This is a genomic window from Streptomyces finlayi, from assembly GCF_014216315.1.
GTDB lineage: Bacteria > Actinomycetota > Actinomycetes > Streptomycetales > Streptomycetaceae > Streptomyces > Streptomyces finlayi_A.
In genome coordinates this window covers 5,577,896-5,598,025 of the sequence record NZ_CP045702.1, presented here as the reverse complement: position 1 = coordinate 5,598,025, position 20,130 = coordinate 5,577,896, and the positions used below count along the sequence as shown (strand labels likewise).

8 protein-coding genes are annotated in these 20,130 nt (G+C 69.6%); 4 read left to right on the top strand and 4 right to left on the bottom strand.

Going from position 1 to position 20,130, the window contains the following annotated elements; translation table 11 throughout:
* Positions 1–71 precede the first annotated feature (71 nt).
* Together F0344_RS25605 and F0344_RS25600 are read right to left on the bottom strand one after the other, a co-directional pair.
* Positions 72–4,148, bottom strand: a complete 4,077-nt coding sequence (locus tag F0344_RS25605; protein WP_185302890.1) for a LamG domain-containing protein — start codon at positions 4,146–4,148, stop codon at positions 72–74.
* 1,458 nt (positions 4,149–5,606) lie between these two features.
* On the bottom strand, positions 5,607–5,807 hold the full coding sequence (locus tag F0344_RS25600) for a hypothetical protein (RefSeq protein WP_258050108.1): 201 nt from the start codon (positions 5,805–5,807) through the stop codon (positions 5,607–5,609).
* A 188-nt stretch (positions 5,808–5,995) separates the two neighbouring features.
* On the opposite strand from F0344_RS25600, the gene F0344_RS25595 reads away from it, so the two are divergent.
* From F0344_RS25595 to F0344_RS25580, 4 genes are all read left to right on the top strand, one after another.
* Positions 5,996–6,193: a type II toxin-antitoxin system HicA family toxin gene (locus tag F0344_RS25595; RefSeq protein WP_185301008.1), complete on the top strand. Its 198-nt coding sequence runs from the start codon at positions 5,996–5,998 to the stop codon at positions 6,191–6,193.
* A gap of 66 nt (positions 6,194–6,259) precedes the next feature.
* Positions 6,260–6,688 (top strand): type II toxin-antitoxin system HicB family antitoxin, encoded by a 429-nt coding sequence (locus F0344_RS25590; protein WP_185301007.1) that lies wholly within the window; start codon positions 6,260–6,262, stop codon positions 6,686–6,688.
* Between the two features lie 754 nt (positions 6,689–7,442).
* Positions 7,443–7,706 (top strand): hypothetical protein, encoded by a 264-nt coding sequence (locus tag F0344_RS25585; RefSeq protein WP_185301006.1) that lies wholly within the window; start codon positions 7,443–7,445, stop codon positions 7,704–7,706.
* A 376-nt stretch (positions 7,707–8,082) separates the two neighbouring features.
* Positions 8,083–9,555: an ArnT family glycosyltransferase gene (locus F0344_RS25580; protein WP_185301005.1), complete on the top strand. Its 1,473-nt coding sequence runs from the start codon at positions 8,083–8,085 to the stop codon at positions 9,553–9,555.
* A gap of 65 nt (positions 9,556–9,620) precedes the next feature.
* Here F0344_RS25580 and F0344_RS25575 read toward each other — a convergent pair whose 3' ends face one another.
* Positions 9,621–10,844, bottom strand: coding sequence for an MFS transporter (locus F0344_RS25575; RefSeq protein ID WP_185301004.1), 1,224 nt, complete (start codon positions 10,842–10,844; stop codon positions 9,621–9,623).
* Entirely contained in the window at positions 10,841–20,122 is a 9,282-nt protein-coding gene (locus F0344_RS25570; protein WP_185301003.1) for a non-ribosomal peptide synthetase, read from the bottom strand. The genes F0344_RS25575 and F0344_RS25570 overlap by 4 nt, the downstream gene beginning before the upstream one ends.
* Between the last annotated feature and the right edge of the window lie 8 nt (positions 20,123–20,130).

Here is a 20,130-nt window from a genome sequence, read left to right as displayed (position 1 = left end):
GCGTGGGTGGTGAAGTCTGCGCGTGGTTGCGATGGGCCGTGGCCCGCCCTGCGGGCGGGCCACGGGCGTGGTCAGTTCTCGGCTGGCACTCGTGTGGGCAGGCCGGGCCAGCCCTGCGCCAGCATGCTGATCTGCGTCTCGTCCAGTGCTCCCTGGAAGGCCCAGATGTCGTCGATGCCGCCCGGCCAGTACTCACCGGCGGTGGAACCGTCCAGGACGCGGCCCACTTGCAGGGACTTCGTGGCCGGGAAGGCCGCCGTGTTGGCCGCCCACGACACCCGGTCCGTGCAGGACGGGTCGTCCGACGTACCGTCCTCGTCGGTGTCCGGGCAGGTCACCTGCTCCAGCTGGCCGTTGACGTAGAGGCGTGCCTGATCGGCGAAGCCGTCGTACACGAGCGCCAGGTGGTTCCAGTCGGTGGCGCTGTAGAAGGACTGGTTCTCCACCCTGACCGCGACTGCGGTGGCGGAGTCCGTGCCGGCCACTTCGATCTGCCACCGCCCGATGCCCTGCGCATCGGGAACGTAGCGGACGGCGAAGGCACTCGTGGTGGCCCCTGCGGCGCTGATCACGGTGGCCGGCCCGTCGGGGACGGCCGCTGCCTGGGCCCATGCGGTGACCGTGTAGCTGGCGCCCGTGTCCAGCGGAACGCCGGTGGTGGCCGCGTAGTCGTCGACGCCGTCCAGGACGAGAGCGCCGTTGTCCACCCAGCCGGAGCCGATCGCGGCATTGCCGTTCAGCGTCAGCGGGTAGGCGCCGACGACCGCGTTCGGGGAGGCGGCAGGCGCGGCGGGGTTGCTCTCCAGCAGCCAGCGGCTCTTGACCAGCGGGCGCTGCTTGAACAGCTGCCGCACCTCGTCGTCGGAGATGGTGCGGTCGTACAGTTGTACGTCGTCGAGGTTGCCCTGGAAGAAGTTACTGAACCCGCTGCTGTAGCCGGACGCCCCCAGGGTGACGGATCCGGAGGCGAGCCAGGGCGTGGTGAAGGGCTGGGTGGCTTTGAGGCAGCCGTTGACGTAGAGGCGGATCTGCTGGGCGTCGATGTCGTAGACACCCACCGCGTGAGCCCATTCACCCGAGGCGGCCAGGGGGCAGTTCGGGTCACTGATCGCGGTCTCCACCGCGCGTACAAGAGGGGCGTCGGCCGTGTCGGCGATGGCCCGCTGGAAGACCCACCCCGTGGTGGAGTGGTACAGCTCGAAGCCCCGGTTGGCGATGCCGTTCTGATGGGCCACCACCATCGCCCGGTTGGGTTTGTCCTTGGGCACCCGTGCCCAAGCGGAGACAGCGAAGCTCTGATAGGTGTCCATCACAGGACGGCCGGTGGTGGCGCGGTCATCAGTACCGTCCAGTTCCAAACCGGTACCGGCCACCCCTCCCGCCCCGCTCTTCGCACCGCCCTGCAGCACCGCATCCGCCTGCTGGGCACGACCCGTCAGCGTCGTCGCCGCGCTGTCCTCGTCCAGCGGCCATACGAGCTTGGCCGGGCGATTGGTGTCCACCGGCTGCTTCGCGTGCAACCGTGCCACCTGGCCGTCGACCAACTGATAGTCGAACAGTTGCACGTCGTCCAGATCACCACCGAAGAAGTTCTCCGTCGTGCCGTAGTGCGAGGCCGCTCCCAGGATCGTCCTGCCCCGCGCGTCCCACGGCCCCGTGAAGGGAGCCGTCCCGACGAGCTTCCCGTCGACATACAGCTTCAACTGCTGGCCCGGGTTGTCGAATACCCCCACCAGATGGGTCCAGACCCCAAGCCGGCCACTCACGCACCCGGTGTCACCCGCCGGGCACGCGGGCTGCACCGCGCGCACCGTCGTGGTCCCCGACGCGTCCGCGGTGTGCCGCAGGAAGGCCCAGCCACCTAGCGCCGAGGAGTGGTAGATCTCGAACCCACTGGTGTTGTGGCCCGCCTGGGATACCGCCACCGTGGCGGCGTCCGGTTTGTCGGCGGGAAGCCTCGCCCACAACGACACCGAGAAACTCTTCCCGGTGTTCAGAACCGGCGAGAGTGTGGCCGCGTGGTCGTCCACGCCGTCCAGGTGGAGGCCATTGCCGGTCACACCGTCCGACCCCGGCAGTGCACCGCCGAACAGTTCCGCCGGCCAGGTGCCGCCCTGGCCCCTGGCCGCAGCCGCCCCGGCGGGTTCATCGAGGTCCCAGGTCAGCCGGTCCGGCTGCCCGGCCCTCACCCGGAACTGGTAGGTGCGGATCTCGCTGCCGTTGCCCGCCGTGTCGAAGGCTTGCGCGGTGACGAAGTTGACGCCGGTCCTGGTCGGCATGAACTTCATGGTCTTCGCACCGCCGCCCGACGTGGTCAGTGTGTGCTTGCTGCTCGGGTCACCGTTGACACCGAACCAGTACTTCGACACGTCGGTGGAGGAGGAGTCGACCGTGAAGGTGCCGTACCGGCCCACGCCATCGAGCCAAGGGTCCTCTGGATCCTCGGGGTCGGAGGGTGGGTACTGGCCGGAGACGATGGAGGGGCCGGCCGGCACGGAGGTGTCGTAGACCATGTTGCAGGCGGTCGCGGAGCCGACCCATGACCAGGGCGACCACTGCGCCCCGTCGTTCGAGCGGGCCGACCAGCCGATCGTCCTGTTCTTCGGGATACTGCTGGGCAGCGACAGGGAGAAGTCGGAACCCGATGCCTTGTAGGTGGAGACGGCCGAGGTCCAGCGGCTGATGAATCCCTTGCCGTCCCCGGAGTCCCACGAGGCTTCGAACTGCACCCGGACCCGGTCCTTGTCCGGGTCGGTCACGTCATTGGCCCGCAGCGTCGGCAGGATCCGCACCCGCTTGGCCGCGCCCGGCTTGCCACACGCGCCACCCGGGTTCTGCGTCAGCTGCGAGGCCTTGATCTGTGCGGGCGGACGGTTGTACTGCACCCGCAGGAACGCGTCATCCGAGAACCGCTTCCAGGTATACGGATCCGACTCACTCGTGGCCCGCATACCGAAGGTCAGAGTCGGCCACTTCCCGGCTGCCGCCTGCGCAACCACGCTCTTCACGTTGAACTCGGCGTCGGCGGACGCACAGCCATCGGCGCCGTAGGCGAAACTCCGGTTCTCGATGTGGTCCACCCAGAACCCGGACGCGCTCTGCGAGTTCCAGGTGGTCGAGGAGTTGATCCCCTTCGTCCGCCACAACTGGACCTCCCGCTTGTCACAGGAAGCGGCATGCGTCTCACGCACCACGAACTCTGCCGACAGGATCGACTTCCCCGCGAACCGGGATGTCGGAATCTGATAGAAGAGCCGCTTGGTGTCGTACGGCTTGCAGTACACCCACCCGCAGTACCCGAGCCCCGCATCGGAGTCCCCGTTGAACTTCCACTGCGGCGAACCCGCCCAGTACTTCGAGACCATCGTCCAGGCCGACGCCTTGGGCGAATACCACTGCGGATCGATGAACACCGGATAGACCGTGTCCTGACCCATCAGAACATCCCGGTCCGGAGTGAGGACCAACTCGTCACCCCCGGCCGGCACGTCCACCCCAACCGGCGCGAGCTGCCCCGACTCTCCGGCACCGGGCTCCTCGGACTCTCCGGACCCGGCCTGCGGCGCGGAAATCACCGAGGTGGCCGAGTGCGAGGCAACGGCGGCCTCCCCCGGGCTGGAGTCCCACATGACGGGAGTGGGCGCTTCGAACACCACACCGCCCGCTCCCCGGTCGACCGCCTCAATCCCGCCTTCGGGCGTCTCCCTCACGGCCATGCCGCTCGTGGCAAGCCGCAACCGCAGCTCGGCGAGACGGGGGCTGCCTGCGGCTTCGGCCGACTTGACGACCAACAGTTGAGTGAAACCGTCCGGCGTGGCCGTGAGCCGCAGGTCCACGCCAGGAAGGATGTCGGTGTACGTCGCCGTGTCGCCAGCGAGAGCCGGCGCCGGCACGACACCAGGCCAGGACAGCTCAAGTGTCCGACCGGCACGCGCGAGACGCACCAGCGGCCGCTCGCCTCCGTTGGAGAACGAGAGCTCGGCCGTGGACGCCCTGGGAGCCACCGCGCCACCGGACGCGACCAGCGACGTGTCAACCGCCTTCCACGTCCCGTCCTTGCGTGCCCACACCGGCCGCAGATGCTCCCGCGCCTGCAGCAGACCTTCAGGTGTAGCGAAGACTTCACTGGACTCACCGCGCAGCGACATCACTTCCACGCGCTCGCCCGTGCGCTTCGCCTCGTTCAGGGCATCCGTCTCGGACGACCCTTCCGGGACACCCGCAGGAGCCTGCTGCGCGGTCGGCTGAACACCGTCGCTGGCACGCGGGCCGAGGCCGTGGGCGCTCCCGAGCCACCGGACAGACCGGCGGCCAGAGCACAGACCAGACTCACCGCCGCGGCTCTACCGACCGTTCTGCGCAAACGGGCACAACACAACATCCCCCAGCCCCTCCCCAACCCCCGCCATGCCCTCACATATTGCGAGAGCGATGTGACGGTAGGTATGGGAGAGCCGTAAGTCCACCCGCGTAAATCAGGACATCGCTCCAGGTTTCACACGCGTCACGAAGAGACCTGAGTGACGTCGAACACACCCGCCGGCTACAGGAAAGCGGTGGGCTCACTCCCGCCGAACTCACGGAACACCCCGGGTGAACGGACGGAGCCGGTCACCTGCCCGGCCGGTCCGGAGAGTTCGAGGGTCAGGGCGACTACAGCGACACCCGTCAGAGCCTCGAGTCGGCAGCCACAGGCCACCCACGAATGGGCCGATGTCGCATCCATACGGGGCGGGCTGAGTGGGGTGCGGAGCCTTCCTCAATCGGCCGTGGGATCTTTCAACGACGCTCCCACGGAGGCGTCGCCACAAAAGGCCAGGTCAAAGCCATGCAGGGCTCGCCTTCGGTGTGCGAGGACCCACGTTCGCCGCACCTACGTGCGGCGTCCGCTGCACGCAAAACGCCCCCGAAAGACACGTTTCCCCAGGTCAGAACGTTTCTGCCTGGGGATCTTGGTGGGGCGGGTGGGACTCGAACCCAAAAGCGTGACGCCTCTCACCTGCGACGATGCCAAAACAACGGACATAGCCACCCGTTTCCATCTGGCTGCATCCTCCTCGATCCGGCTGGAACGGGGGACCGTGCAGCGTTCGCTGCACCAGCCCTTCTTCACTTCAACGCGACCACGGCCCTCGAGGCGTAGGCAGAGCCATATTCGAGAGGACAACGCACCACCCCGGTCTGCGGCGAGCTTTCATGAGCCCCCTGACACCGCTACCAACCCAGGGCGCCGCTACGTTCCGTAGCGGATGGGCCGACGGCCAAGCCATTGGGTCGTGATGTCGCAGGGGTGCGACGTTCGGAAGAATGCCGCGCAGGTGCGGACCAGCAGTGCGTCGCGGGCGGCGCCCTCCCTGCATCACCTCGCCGTCGGTGTGCTCCGCCTGGCAGGGCGGAACAACATCACCGAGGGCCTACGCAATCACGGACGGGATCTGACCCGGCCGCCGGCGCCCCTCGGACTCACATGACCATTTCCAACCGATCGCGATAGCGACGCAGTCATGGGGCGCCACGACCACGCACCATTTGCGGACCAGGGAATACGCTTCTCGATAGTTCGACCGCGCCTGCCACAAGCACGGCGCCTTCCGGTCCGTGGGCGCTCACCGCTCGGCAAGTCGGCAGATGTCGCTGTCCGCGACGCCGGTCGCGATGACGCCTGTTGCGGCAAGATCGCGGAGGGCTCTGCAGGTTCGCTTCTCTTGCTGCCGCTGGTCGCCGTCACCGTGACCGGCGTCGCGGAGCGCGGTCACGGCGCGCCGGGTGTCCCAGGTGCCGCCGAGGGCTCGAATGGGCTTCTCCACGATCTGCGCGACGGCTACGGGCGTGGCCCTTACTGAGGTCGGCTACCCATGACGGGAGGGGCATGGGCCGCGATTCACGGCGACGACTGCAGCACTCCGCTGCAGGTCGGAGGCTTCCTGACAGATACACCCCCTTAGAGTTCTAGTCTTGCTTGAGTCTGCACTCAATCGAGACTAGAATCACTGGCGTGAAGCGAAGAGACCTCATGAAACGGCTGAAGCAGATAGCAGCTGAGAAGGAGGTTGACTTCACGGGGCCGGAAGGCAGCGGACGGGGTCGGCACGAGACGTACAAGATCGGCGCCGTCAAAGTCCATGTCCCCCGGCACTCCGAGATCGCGGAGGGCACCGCCGCATCGATCATCCGGACGGCCGAGGGGGCGTGAGCCCCCTCGGCCTCCGGGCCAACCGTCCGCACATCATCGAACTGAGCAAAAAAAGGGGCGCACTGAATGACCACGCACAAGGCAACAGCAGAGCGTCAGGGACGCTTCTGGGTCGTGAGCATCGACGGCCTTCCAAAAGGAGAGCAGAACGTCACGCAGGGCCTCACCTGGACCGAGGCCCACGACAACGCGCGTGATCTGGTCAGCCTCGTTCTGGACATCGAGGACGATCCGGCTGCCTACACCGTCGACCTCATCCCGGCCGACCCGGCGATGTTCAGGGTCATCAGGGAAGCCGAAGAAGCCGATGCTGCCGCACAAGAGGCGGAGAGGCGCCGACGCGTAGCGATGACGCGAGCAGCAAAGACACTCGTCGGCCTCGGACTGACGCAGGCCGAAGCAGGACGCATGCTCGGCGTCACACACCAGCGCATCGCCCAACTCGCACCCAAAACACCGAACAAGAGCGCCAGGAAGAAGCCCATTGCCGCCTGACAGGCGCGACGTGATTGGTGGCTGCGCTGACGGGGCAGGCATCTCCCCGCAGATCGGCTGCGCGTCCTGCGGATGAGTCGTGATGGGAACACCGCCCGAGTAGGAGACCTCACGGCACGCTGCTGCCAGCCGGCTGGCCCGCCGCCGTCGCACGTGCTCGGCGCGCTCATTGCACTCGGTACCCGCCCTCGCCGCCCCGTCGCCGCTCCCCCGTCGTCGGCGCGGGCGCGGTGTCGCGGCCCCACGAGCGAGACGGCGCTTGTACGCAGGCCTGGGCCCGCTGCGCGAGAGGCTCGCCGCGCGGGCGTGCGCGACGCCCAGAAACTGGAAAGCTCTCACCACCCGGCTCGGTCTGCCCGCCAGGGCGGCCAGCCAGGTGCCGGAGTGAGGACGAAGTCTTCACACGCGACTACCTCCCCAGCTCCCGCCGGTTGAGGCAGCGCCTCGGGCATCAGGCTTCCGCCCAGAGCCAGCCATACAAAGCTTCCCGATGACGGCGCTCGGGCGCGAGTACAAGATCGACACACGTTGAGTGGAACGCGACGCCCCCAACGGCCGTGGGAGCGTTCTTAACGGTCCCACACACGCCAGGGCCACAAAAGACCAGCTCACAGCCATGCAAGATCTACCTTGAAGGACCGAAGCCTCACGTTCGCTGCACCTACGTGCAGCGAACGCTGCACGCAAAACCGCCCCCGAAAAGCGTGTTTCCCCAGGTCAGAACGATTCTGCCTGGGGATACTAGGTGGGGCGGGTGGGACTCGAACCCAAACGGGTGATGCGTCTCACCTGCGGAAACACGACAGAGACGGACATTAGCATCCTGCTGGATCCCGCTGCATCGGCCTCGATCCCCGGCAACGGCAATGCGGTGCGGTACGTACCGCACCGCAACAAGGCGGCCGTGGCGCGAGCATCTGAAGCGAATCCACCTGGGCGCATCTGCAGGCTCAGCCTGCACGGAAAAGCACACCTTTCCAGCGCGAGAGGAACACCCATCCAGCTCATCACCGCCTGAACTGAGATACCGACCCTTCACCCTCAGTAATGGCGGCGGCCTGTGCCCCGAAACGTCGAAAAACAGGTCATCGCTGATGATCTTTCGGCCGCGCCCACCAAAAGAGTGCGCAGCACGGTGCTTGTCTGCGCGACGTGCGCTGCGGCGCTCTCGTTGCCCTCCTGGTGACCCAGACAGCTTTTCCCAGAATTCAACATGGTCGCCCGCCCGCAATGCGTCCGAGACAATCCGAACGGCCGAACCCACTACCAGAAGAGAGTGTGGACACGTGGCGACGACGACCCGAATTGTGCCGGGATCTGCCCAGAGCCCGCCAGCGGCGATTCCCCTACTGAACCGACGGCCGCTCCTCGCCATCTGCGTCGGGGTGGGTGTGGTGCTGCTGGCCTTGTCGGGGCGGCACGGATATCACGTCGACGAACTGTACAACCGGGCCACCAGAGAGCACCTTGCGTGGGGGTACGTCGACCAACCCCCGCTGGTCTCGCTGATAGCCAGGGTGGAGATCACCGTGCTCGGCGACACCCTGGCCGCGTTGCGCGTGGTGCCGGCGCTGCTGGCATGCGTGGTGGTTTGGGTGGCTGCCCTCATCGCGCGCGAACTCGGCGGCCGTGGCGGCGCCCAGCTCTTCGCCGCCGCCGCGGCGAGCGCCTCGGTCGTCACGCTCAACGCCGGGCACGTACTGACCACCAACATCCCCGACCTCGTCACCTGGGTGACGGTGGGCTGGCTGGTGATCCGTCTGCTGCGCACCCAGGACACCCGGCTCTGGATCGCCGTCGGCGCGGTCACCGGTGTGGGCTTGCTCGCCAAGAACCTCATCGTGTTACTGCTCCTCGCCCTGCTCGTGGGCGTGCTGGCCATGGGGCCGCGAGCCGTCCTGCGCAGTCGGCGCCTGTGGACGGGCGCCGCGCTCGGCATGCTGATCTCGGCGCCGGCGGTGTTGTGGCAGGTGACGCACGGCTGGCCCGCGATGGAGATGAGCGCCGCGTTGAAGACAGCCCTTGGAGAAGACTCCCGGGTTGCCTTCGTTCCGTTCCAGGTGCTGATGATCGGCTTGTTCCTCACTCCGGTGTGGATCGCCGGAGTGGTGGCCCTGCTGCGCCGTGCGCAGTGGCGGGCGTTCCGGTCGGTCGGCCTTGCCTACCTGTTCATGGCGGCGCTGCTGATCGCCATCGGCGGAAAGCCCGAGTACACCGGCGGTCTCCAGCTGGTGCTGCTGGCGGCGGGCTCGGTCGTGGTGGTGGAGTGGGCGAACACCACCGGCCGCCGGGCGCTGGCCGGTACCGCCCTGGTGGGCAACGTGGTGATGTCGGCCGTGCTCATGCTGCCGGTGCTGCCGGTCGCGTTGTACGGGTCGAACCCGGTACTGAAGGGGCTGGGGGTCTTCCAGATGGACCAGGCGGCCTGGCCCCAACTGGCCGAGCAGGTCGGCGCCGTCAACCGGTCGCTGTCCCCGCCGGACCGTGCGCACGCCGTCATCTACGCCAACCACTACGGGCTGGCGGGTGCCCTGGACCGATACGGACCGGAGCACGGTCTGCCGCACGTCTACAGTGGCCAGAATTCCTACGCCGACTTCGGCAGGCCCGCCGACGACACCGACGTGGTCATCGCGGTCGGCGTGAACCGCAAGACATTCGGGGCCCTGTTCACGAGTTGTGAGCCCAGCGGCACGTTCAAGACCGACTTGCCCGTCGCCGACCAGGACACCGAGTTCCTGGTGTGCCGCGGTCCCCTTGAACCATGGTCACAGCTGTGGCCCAAACTCACCTGGATCGGCTTCGCATGCCCCTACACGGCCGAAGCCATTACGGCCAAGAGTGAGAAGGGCTGCTCGCTGACGTGAGCGTCGGGCCCGGAAAGGGGCCGTCACGGCACGTGGCCGCGCATGCGATCGCATGCGCGGCCACGTCACTTCAGCGTGGGAAACCGGCGCAGGGCGGGGCTGAGAGTGGTGCCCACGGCTACGGCGACCAGACAGACGGACCAGATCAGCAAGGTGCCACGGCTGTCTCCGTCCGCCATCAGCAGACCGCCCACCAGCGACCCGATCGCACCGGCACCGCCCGCGAAGAGCCCGACGATGCCGCTCAGCCTGCCGCGCAACGCGGATGGCGCGACCGCGAGTTGGTAGGTCATGACCGTCGTGAACGCAGTGGGGATCAAGAACGCGATTCCGCCGAGCACGACGCCGGTCGCCACCCCGGTGGGCACCAGCGCCATCACCAGCGTCAACGCCGCCGCGCACCAGGGGAATCCCAGGATGATCGCGGGCGCGGGCAGTACGGCATGCAGCCGGCCCGCGACCGCGGCGCCCAGCAGACCTCCGATACCGAACCCGGTCATCATCATGCCCAACGCGCCGGGGGCCATGTCGTCCTCGCCGGACAGCGCCAGCACGATGGTGATCAGGGCGGAGACGAACAGCTCGCAGCACATCAGCCAGACGATCGTCGGCCTGATCACCCGGTGCCCCAGCACCCACCGGAACCCTTCGACGAGCATTCCCGCCCTGTCGGACTCTCCCCCGGGTCCGGGCCGGGGAAGGCGCAGGAAGGAGAGCACGACGCAGGACGCCACGAGCAGGACGGCGGCGACCGCGAACGGGGCCATCGGGTCGAAGGCGAACAGGAAGCCCGCACCGGCCGGTCCCAGCAGCGTAGCGATGTAACGGCGCGTGGTGTTGCGTGCTACCGCCGTCGACAGCTGCGACTCGTGGACGACCTGCGGCAGCGCCGCGTGCTCGGCCGGGTCGAAGGCGGCGCCCAGCAGCCCCTCCACCACCGCGACCACGAACACGTGCGACAGGGAGAAGTGGTCCGCGAGCAGGGCGATCGCGAGGCTCCCCATCGCCACCGCGCGGACGCACTGGCACACCAGCATGACCCGCTTACGGTCGAAGCGGTCCACCAGTACGCCCGCCGGGACGTTGGCCACCATGCCCGCCGCCCCGATGACGGCGGCGACGCCTCCCATCCAGGGCGCTGAGCCGGTCGTCGCCATCACCATCAACGGGAACGCGATGAGGCACAGCTGGCCGACCAGTTCGGACACCAGCTGGCTGCCCCACAGCATGTGGTAGTTGCGGTTGCGCGACAGCGGTGGCGGGACCGCAACGTCTGCTTCGGTCGTCATTCCACCGCTGCCCCGGTCCGGTGGAGCAGCCGCCCCGCGAGCTGAAGCATCTCGACCCGGCCCGTGTCCGGGTCGCGAACGAACCGGCCGGTGTCCGGCACCCCGCAGCCCTCGGTGGTGAACCGCAGGTCCGCGTAGCAGGTCAGCCCTGAGCGCGGCCCGCCCCCCACGAACAGGGTGAACCCTTCGGAGCGCTCCTCGACCACGCACTCCCAGTCGCCGTTGGCGTAGCGTCCTGCGCAGTCGGCCGAGCCCGCGACAGGCGCTCCCGGATCGGACAGTGTCCGCAGGGAGTGGTTGGCCACGTCGAGTCCCACCGCGCCGAGTTCGGCGACGAGGTCCTCCCACAGCCCGGAGCCGGTGCTCGCGTTCGTGACGAGTGCCACCGCCGTTCCGGTGGCGGCGTCGAAGCGCAGGTGGGACCAGGTGCCGTCGCCGCTGCCGTCGTGCCCGCTCCAGTCCCCGTCCGCACCGCGGTACACGGACCAGCCGAGCCCCCAGCCGTCGGCGAGGCCGAACGGTCCGACGGCGATGTCGCCGGTCAGGTCGTCGAGCATCGCGTCGGCAGCCACAGGGCCGAGCACGGCCCGGGAAGCGGTCCGGTCGTGCACACCGGCCAGCCTCACCAGGTCGGCCGCGTTGGCCGCCAGCGCCGCGGCCGGCTCCTCGACCGGGGTGAAGTACTGCTCGGGCACGGGGAGCACGCGGTCACTCACCACATGGCCCTGTGCCACGGGCCTCTTGCCCGGCTGCCCGTTGTACGCCGCCGTGATGTCGAGGGGGTGCAGCAGCATCGACTCCACGACGGTCCGCCAGTCCTCGCCGGTCAGCACTTCGACCAGCCGTCCCGCGAGTACGTAGCCGACATCGGAGTAGGAGAAGGCGGTGCCCGGCGGGTGCATCACGGCGGCCTCGCCGCAGTGCCGTTCAACCCACTGGCGCCGGTCCGTGCTCGGCACCCGTTCATCGATCGCGGCGACCAGCCCTCCGGTATGGGAGAGGGCCTGCCGCGCGGTCAGCCGGCCCACCGGGCTCGTGACGGAGAGCTCGGGCAGATACGCGCCGATCGGGGCATCGAGGTCGAGGCGCCCGTCGGCCGCCAGCAGTTGCACGGCCAGCGCGGTCACCGGCTTGGTCAAGGAGGCGATGGGGAACACAGTGTCCGCAGTGACCGGCAGGCCGCTCCCGGCCACCCGCTCACCCGTCTCGACGACGGTCGTCCGCCCCGCGTGACGCACGGCGAGCTGCGCGCCCGGCACCCGGTGCGTGCACGCCAGCTCGGCCAGCCGGGCGGTCAGGAAGTCTTCGCCGATGGCCGGGCCCGTGGTGCCGGTCGCCGCCGCGTTCCCGGAGGCGACCGCCTCGGGCGCGCTCCGCTGGCGCACAGCCGGCTCGACCCCCTGCGGCCGCCCGCCCGCGGGCGGGTCCGTGGGGGCCTCGGCACGCACGGCCACCACCGCCAGACGTTCGATGGTCGGGTGCGAGAACAGGTCCCTCGGCACGACGTACCACCCGGCACGCCGGGCGCGGTAGGCCACTTGGACACAGAGCACCGAGTCCCCGCCCAGCTCGAAGAAGTCACCGGTCACATCGATCTCGTCGACAGGGAGTCCGAGCACGTCCGCCCAGACGTCGGCGAGCGCGGCCTCCGTCGCATCGCGCGGAGCGATCCGCGGGGCGCCACTGTCGGCCACCGCGTCCGGAGCCGGCAGCCGCCGCCGGTCGACCTTTCCGCTGGGCGTCAGCGGGAAGGTGTCCATCGCCACGAAGAAGGCGGGCACCATGTACTGCGGCAGGGACTGTCCGGCGTACGCCTTCAGCTCCGCGGCCGTGGGTGGCACGTCCCCGGCCGGCACGACGTACGCCACCAGCTGCTTGCCGGCCGGCCCGTCCCCGCGCGCCACCACGACGGCCGAACTCACCTGCGCGTGCGTGTCCAGCAGCGTCTCGATCTCGCCGAGCTCGATCCGGAATCCCCTGATCTTGACCTGGTCGTCGACCCGGCCGATGAACTCCAGATCCCCGTCGGCCCTCCATCTGGCCACGTCGCCGGTGCGGTACATCCGCTCGGCGGGCGGTCCGAACGGATCGGCCACGAACCGGCTCGCGGTCAGGCCCGCGCGGTTCGCGTAGCCCCGCGCCACCCCCGCACCGGCGATGTACAGCTCACCCGGTACGCCGGGAGGAACCGGCTGGAGACCGGCGTCGAGCACGTAGATCCGGGTGTTGGCAATCGGCCTACCGATCGGCGGCGCACCCGTCGCGCCGCGCGCCAGCTTCGCCGCGGTCGACCAGATCGTGGTCTCGGTCGGCCCGTACACGTTCGTCACCGACGGCGATCCGGCGGTCAGGGCCTCGGCCAGTTCCGCGGGCAACGCTTCGCCGCCGACGAGCACCCGGATCCGGGGGAGCACGTCCGCGGCGCCCTCGACCACCCCGCGCCACAGGCTCGGTGTCGCCTGCACCACTGTCACGTCATGGCCGTGAACCACCCGGCGCAGTTCCTGCGGGTCGTGGACCACTTCCTTGTCCGCGAGCACCACGGTCGCACCGCTGATCAGCGGAACGAACAGCTCCAGGTGCGCGATGTCGAAACCGACGGTCGTCACGGCCAGCAGCCGGTCGTCGCAGGTCATCCCGGTCCGCTCCCGCATGTCCTGCACGAAGTTGCGCAGGTTGCCCCGGGTGACCACCACACCCTTGGGACGGCCGGTGGAGCCGGAGGTGTAGAGCATGTAGGCGGCGTTGTCCGGCCTCGGCGGCACGGGCAGGTCCGGCTCGGTCGCGAGGTGACCCGCCAGTGCGGCGGTCACGTCGGGGTCGGTGAGCGAGAGGGACGGTGTGCCCTCCGGCAGGTCGAGTACGGTCGCATCGCCGGTCAGGACCAGGGCCGGGGCCGCGTCCCGCAGCATGAACGAGAGGCGTTCGCGCGGGTGGTCCAGGTCCAGTGGCAGGTAGGCGGCGCCCGTCTTCAGCACCGCCAGCATGGCCACCAGCAGGTCGGGCGTCCGCGGGTAGGCCAGGGCGACGATCTGCTCGGGGCCGAGCCCGCGCGCCACGAGGTGGCGCGCGAGCCGGTTCGCGCGGGCGTCCAGCTCGGCGTAACTCAGCGCGGCGTCCCCGTGCACCAGCGCGATGCCCGCCGGGGTGGCAGCGGCCTGCTGCTCGAACAGCCCGACGGTGGTGGTCTGTCCGGTCTGCCGGGAGGTGGCGTTCCACTCGTGCAGCACGACGGAGCGCTCGGCGGCCGGCAGCATGGGCAGCCGGGCGATCGCCTCCTCGGCGTGATGGGCGAAGGCGTCCAGCAGGGTCGCCAGACGTTCGGCCATCCGCTCCACCGTGTCCTGGGAGAACAGGCGCGGGTCGTAGCCGACGCGCAGGTGCAGTTCGTCGGTGGTGTAGGCGGTGAGCGTGAGCGCGTAGTTGGTGTCCTCCGCGCCCTTGCTCTCGCGGACCACGAGCCCGTGCCGGGAGGCCGCGTCCCGGTCGTAGGGGAAGCTCTCGAAGATGACGATGCTGTCGAACAGACTCGAGCCCCGCGGCACCTCGCTCCATGTGCGCACCTGCCCCAGCGACACATGCTCGAACTGCCGGGTCGCGACCTGCTCGTCCTGCATCCGCCGCAGCCACGACGCGAGGTCGAGACCGCTGTCCAGGCGCGTCCGTACGGGCAGCGTGTTGATGAACAGACCGACGATCTCGTCCGCGCCCGCCAGTTCCGCGGGCCGGCCGGACGCCGTCGCGCCGAAGCACACCTCGTGCTCACCGCTGTGCCGTGCGAGCAGCAGGGCCCACGCACCCTGCACCACGGTGTTCACCGTCAGCCGGGCGCTCTTGGCGAACTCGTAGAGTCGGCGTGAGCGCTCGGCGGGCAGCCGCAGGTTCACATCGCGCGAGGACCGGGAACCGTGAGCGACCAGTGGCGCCCGGTCGAACGGCAGCGGCGTGGCCGCCGTGAAGCCCGCCATCGCACGGCGCCAGTGCGCCTCGGCGGCGGCGTCATCCTGCTCGGCCAGCCACTGCACGTAGTCCCGGAACGGAGGGCGCGGCTTCTGCTCGGAGAGGGCCGTGCCACCGAGCGCGGCGTGTTCCTCGAAGACCTGCGCCAGCACGTCGGCGAAGCTCCAGCCGTCCAGCAGCAGGTGGTGCGAGGACCAGAACACCTGGACGCTGTCCGCCGACAGCCGGGCCAGGGTGAGCCGCATGAGCGGCGCCTCGGCCAGGTCGAGTTCCCCCGTGGGCAGGCTCTCCCACAGCGATTGCGAGCGCGCCCGGCCCTCCTCCTCGGACAGGTCGCTCCAGTCCAGGTGTGTCACGGGCAGTCGTACGCCACGACGGACGATCTGGAGAGGAACGTCCAGATCGGATCCGAACACGGCGGTGCGCAGAATCGGGGTGCGGTCCACCACGCGCTGGAACGCTTCGGCGAGCCGGTGCGCGTCCTCGACCCCCTCCAGCACCGCGGCGAAGTGGGTGAGGTACACATCGCTGTCCCCGCCGTCGAGCGAGTGGAAGAGCATGCCGCTCTGCATCGGGGTCAGAGGGTAGATGTCCTCCACCGCGCGGCCGTCGCCGACGATCCGGTCCACTGCCGCCTGGTCGAGGCCGGCCAGCGGGAAGTCCGACGGGGTGCAGCCGCCGCTGCCCGGCCGGGCGCAGTGCTCGACGATCTGTTCCAGTGCCGCGAGGAAGCCCTCGGCCAGCTGTGCGACCGTCTCCTCGCGATGGACGTTGCCGGAGTACTCCCAGCCGAACTCCAGCCGGCCGTCACGGACCATGCCGGTGATGTCTATCAGGCACTGCCGGGCCTGGTCGGGGCTCCGGTCGGGCACCGGGTTCTCGCACCAGCCGTGGAAGAGCCCGCCGTCGCCGGTGTCGGCGTCGAAGCGGCCGTGGTAGTTGAACCCGACCTGGCACTGGCGCCCTTGGCCCAGTGGGCCCGGCGCGCCGAGGTACCGCAGGGCACCGTAGCCCAGGCCGCGGGACGGCACGGCGCGCAACTGTTCCTTGACCGCCTTCAGGGTGGCTCCCCATTCCTCACCGTCGGGGAGCTCCAGCGCCACGGGAAACACCGTGGTGAACCAGCCGACGGTACGCGAGAGGTCGACGCCGTCGAACAGGTCCTCGCGCCCGTGGCCCTCCAGCTCGACAGGCACGGTCCCGCCGGCCCACTCCCGCAGTACCCGGGCGAGGGCGCTGAGCAGCACGTCGTTGACCTGCGTCCGGTACGCCTCGGGCACCTTGCGCAGCAGCGCGTCGGTGAGGTCCGCGCTCAGCCGCCGGGTGAGGGTGCGTGCGGAGCCGACGGTGTTGTGTCCCTGGAGGTCCACCGGCAGCGTGACCGCTTCCGCGGTGGCCCTCTCGACCCCGGTCCAGTACCCCAGCTCCGAGTCGAACCCGCCTTCGGCCACCAGGCCGGTGAGGCGGTTCGCCCAGTCCCGCAGCGATGTGGACTTCGCGTCCAGGTGCACCTTCCGCCCGCTCGCCGCCTGCTGGTGTCCCGTCTCCAGATCGGCCAGGATGACCCGCCATGAGACCGCGTCCACGACGTAGTGGTGCGCGCAGAGGAACAGGCGGGGAGCCCGGCCGCCGCCGAGGGTGAACAGCAGGCCCCGGAGCAGCGGAAGGTCTCGGATGTCGAACCCGGTCTGCGCCTCGGTGATCGCCGCGCGCATCGCCTGGTCCTGCGCGGCTTCGTCGAGCGCGGACAGGTCGACGGCCTCGAACACGGTGCCGTCGGCCGCGGCCTCGTTGTGCTGCCTCCACACCCCGTCGAGATGCTCGACCCGGAGGCGCAGACCGTCGTGGTGGTCGAGCACGGCGGCGAACGCCGCGCCCAGCGCGTCGGCGTCGACCTCGGCGTCCAGTTCGAGGTACAGGGACTGGTTGAAGTGGCCCGGTGTGTCGGGGAACTGCTCGAAGTACCAGTGCTGTACGGGCGTCAGCGGCACCGGCCCGGTGACCGGTCCCTGCTCGACGTCGGGCGAGGTCACCGTGACGACCTCGCCCGCCAGCTCGGCGATGGTCTGGCGCAGGAATATCTGCTTGGTGGTCAGCCGAAGGTTCGATCGCCGGGCGAGCGACACCACCTGGAGGCTGAGGATCGAGTCACCGCCGAGGTTGAAGAAGTTGTCCTCGACGCCGATGCGGTCGGGCGCCACGCCCAGCGCCTTCGCCCAGACGTCGACGAGCACGGCTTCGACCGGGGTGCGCGGCGCTACCCGGCGGGACAGGCCGGCCTCGGGCTCATCCACCACCGCCAGTGCACGCCGGTCCAGGGTCCCGTTCGGGGTCATCGGCAGCTCGTCGAGCACCACGATCGCCGAAGGCACCGCCTGGCTCGGGAGGTTGGCGGCGAGGAACGTCCGGAGTTCGGCGGGGTCGGGCGCCCGCGTACCGGCGGGCACCACGTAGGCGAACAACCGGTTGTGGCCGGAATCGGACCGGCGCGCAACCGCCGCCGCGGTGGCGACCTCGGGGTGGCGGGTCAGCGCGGTCTCCACCTCGCCGAGCTCCACCCGGAAGCCGCGGATCTTGACCTGGTCGTCGGCCCGGCCGAGGTACTCCAGGTTGCCGTCGCCGCGCCAGCGCACCACGTCCCCGGTGCGGTAGAACCTGCCGGTTCCCGGCCCGAGGACATCATGCGGGAACCGCTCGGCGGTCAGCTCGGGCCGGTTCCAGTAACCCTGGGCGATGCCCCCGCCGCCGATGAAGAGCTCACCGGGCACCCCGATCGGCACCGGGCGGCCCAGCTCGTCCACCACGTACACGCTGGTGTTCACCATCGGCCTGCCGATCGGGACGATCGGCGAGGGCTCGACCGGGTCGCCACCCAGCGCGAAGATCGTGGCGTCGATCGTCGTCTCGGTCGCACCGTAGGCGTTGACGGTCAGCGTGTCGGGGCCGACGTGTTCGAGCAGGCTGGCGCAGTCCTCCGCCAGCCAGCCCTCGGCACCCAGGGAGAGCAGCCGCACCGACTCCAGGCCGCCACCGCCCCGCCAGGCCAGCTCGGTGCTGATCGCCCTGGCCAGCGACGGCGTCGTGGCCAGGATCTGCGGCTGGACCTCGGTGATCAGGTCCGCCAGCGCGGGCGGGTCGGTGACCACCTCCGCGGGGCACACCACCATCTCGCCGCCGAAGAGCGCGGAGAACAGGAAGTCGCCGAGGAACAGGTCGACGCCGAAGCTGGCCACGCACAAGGCCCGGCCGCGGATCTCGTCCAGCCCGTACCTGGCGTTCCAGGACCGCAGGATGTGGTGCACGTTGCGGTGGCTGATCTGCACACCCTTGGGCCTGCCGGTCGTACCCGACGTGTAGATCACGTAGACGAGGTCGTCCACGCCGGCCCCGGTCCGTGGCGGCCCGTCCGGCATGGTGTCGATCAGCGGCCGGTCGCGGTCGAGGTACACCACGGCCGCGTCATGTCCGGCGACCCGGTCCGCCACGGCGGTATCGGTGACCACCACCGGCGCGGCTGCGTCGGCCAGCATCATGCTCAGCCGCTCCGCCGGATAGTCCGGGTCGAGCGGTACGAACGTCGCGCCCGACTTCATCACACCGAGCAGCGCGACCATCGCGTCCACGCCGCGCTCGACGCACACGCCGACCCGCGTTCCCGGCTCCGCGCCCAGGCCCTTCAGATGGTGCGCCAGCTGATTGCTTCGGGAGGCCAGCGCGGCGAAGGTCAGTTTCTCGCCCGCGCAGCTCACCGCCACCTCGCCGGGGGTGAGCGCGGCCTGCTCGTCGTACAGCTCGTGCACGCACCGGGGCGGGCCGAACTCCACCGTGGGACCGTTCCACTCGACGGTCAGCCTGTGCAGTTCCGTCTCGGTGATCATGGGCAGGTCACGCATCGGCCCGTCCGGCCGCGCGGCGAGACCTTCGAGCAGGGTCAGCAGGTGCCCGCCCATTCGCTCGATCGTCGCCTGGTCGAACAGGTCGGTGTTGTACTCGACGTGGCCGGTGAGTTCACCGTCCTGCTCGTAGAAGTCGAAGGAGACGTCGAACTTGGAGACGTGTATCGGCGGGGCGATCTCCGTGACCCGCAGGCCCGGCAGTTCGGCCTTTCCGTCCAGCGCGTTCTGGAGGCTGACCATCACCTGTACCAGGGGGGACCGACTCGGGTCGCGCTCCGGCCGCAGGGTGTCGACCAGCAGCTGGAAGGGAACTTCATCGTTGGCGAACGCGTCGAGCACAGTGGAGCGGACGTCGCCGAGGAAGTCGGTGAAGGACCGTGACTCGTCCACCTGAGACCGCAGGATGACGGTGTCGCTGAAGTAGCCTATGAGATCGTCCAGTTCGGGCCGGCCGCGGCCTGCGGTCACGGAGCCCACCGCGATGTCGCCCTGTCCCGAATACCGGGCGAACAGCAGCTGACTGGCGGCCACCAGTGTCATGAACAGTGTGGAGCCGTTGCGCGCGCCGAGTTCCGTCAGCCGCCGGGTCAGCGGTTCGGGCACGGTGATCTCGTGCACCTCGCCCGCGGTGCTGAAAACCGGCGGTCGCGGGCGGTCCGTCGGCAGTTCCACCGGCGGCAGCGCGGCGAGCTGCCGCCGCCAGTAGTCGACCTGGTCCGCCACGTCGGGGCCGGCCAGCCGTTCCTGCTGCCAGACGGCGAAGTCGGCGAACTGCACCGGCAGGTCCGGCAGCACGACCCTCTCGCCGCGCACCTGCGCCGTGTACCGGGTGCAGAGCTCGTCGACCAGGATGCCGATGGACCAGCCGTCGCCAACGATGTGGTGCAGGCCCAGCACCAGCACGTGCTCGTCTGCGGCGAGGCGCACCAGCGTCACCCGGAACAGCGGACCGCGCCGCAGATCGAACGGCGTGACCCCCTCGCGCTCCAGGCAGTGTCCGAGTCCGGCCGCACGCCCGGGCTCCGGCAGCCCGGACAGGTCGATGATCTCGACCGGAACCCGACCGGGCTCGTGCACCACCTGGAAGCCGTGGCCTTCGACATCGCCGATGGTGGTGCGCAGCGCCTCGTGCCGCGCGACCACGCCGTCGAGGGCCGCGCGCAGCGCCGGGACGTGGAGTTCGCCGGTCAGCCTCAGCACCCGCGGCGCGTTGTACTCGACGCTGCCGGGGTTCAGTTCGGCCAGGAACCACAGCCCTTTCTGGCCGGCCGACAACGGCAGCGCACCATCCCGGGGTGCCGGGGTGATCGAGAGCTCATCGGCGGCGGGCTCGGCCTCGCCGGCGAGCTGCCGCATGACGAGCTCCCGCACGTGGTCGGGAAGCTCCGACAACCGGTCCTTCGCGGCGGATGGCAGTTCCATGCTGTTCT

What these genes read in the sequence shown, in the direction of transcription:
- F0344_RS25605 (WP_185302890.1), bottom strand. Translation starts at nt 4,148, where the DNA reads ATGTCGCTGCGCGGTGAGTCCAGTGAAGTCTTCGCTACACCTGAAGGT.
- F0344_RS25590 (WP_185301007.1), top strand. Translation starts at nt 6,260, where the DNA reads ATGACCACGCACAAGGCAACAGCAGAGCGTCAGGGACGCTTCTGGGTC.
- F0344_RS25575 (WP_185301004.1), bottom strand. Translation starts at nt 10,844, where the DNA reads ATGACGACCGAAGCAGACGTTGCGGTCCCGCCACCGCTGTCGCGCAAC.
- F0344_RS25570 (WP_185301003.1), bottom strand. Translation starts at nt 20,122, where the DNA reads ATGGAACTGCCATCCGCCGCGAAGGACCGGTTGTCGGAGCTTCCCGAC.